Annotated in this window: 2 protein-coding genes; both read left to right on the top strand. The window is 63.4% G+C overall.

The annotated features are described in order from the left end of the window. The first annotated feature begins 9 nt into the window (after positions 1–9). A complete protein-coding gene (locus GFB48_RS17890; RefSeq protein ID WP_368669087.1) occupies positions 10–162 on the top strand; it encodes a sugar nucleotide-binding protein in 153 nt (50 codons plus the stop codon). A gap of 10 nt (positions 163–172) precedes the next feature. Next, positions 173–511, top strand: a 339-nt coding sequence (locus tag GFB48_RS17495; RefSeq protein ID WP_163938804.1) for a sugar phosphate nucleotidyltransferase, incomplete at its 3' end; no start/stop codon positions are given.

Genomic DNA, 511 nt, shown 5'->3' with positions numbered 1-511 from the left:
CCCGAGCGCATCGAAGCCATTCCGGCGACGGCGTATCCGCTGCCCGCGCCGCGGCCCGCCAACTCCCGCATGGATACCGGCAAGCTCACTGAAACGTTCGGCATCCACCTGCCGGACTGGCAGCAGGGTGTCCATCTCCTGCTGGACCAGATCTTTTCCTGAACGAATCGCCATGCGTAAAGGCATTATCCTGGCCGGAGGCTCCGGCACGCGACTCTATCCGATCACCCGCTCGGTTTCGAAGCAGCTGCTGCCGGTGTACGACAAGCCGATGATCTACTATCCGCTGTCCACGCTGCTGCTGGCGGGGATTCGCGACATCCTGATCATCTCCACGCCGGAAGACACGCCGCGCTTCACCGACATGCTCGGCGACGGCAGCAAGTGGGGGCTCAACCTGCAGTACGCGGTGCAGCCTTCGCCGGACGGGCTGGCGCAGGTATTCATCATCGGGCGTGACTTCGTCGGCAACGATCCGTCGACGCTGATCCTCGGCGACAACATCTTCCAC

This window comes from Paraferrimonas sp. SM1919 (genome assembly GCF_010993985.1).
In the GTDB taxonomy this organism is placed as follows: Bacteria; Pseudomonadota; Gammaproteobacteria; order Enterobacterales; family Shewanellaceae; genus SM1919.
Note: the sequence above shows the minus strand (reverse complement) of the source record. Positions and strands in the feature narration are given on the sequence as shown.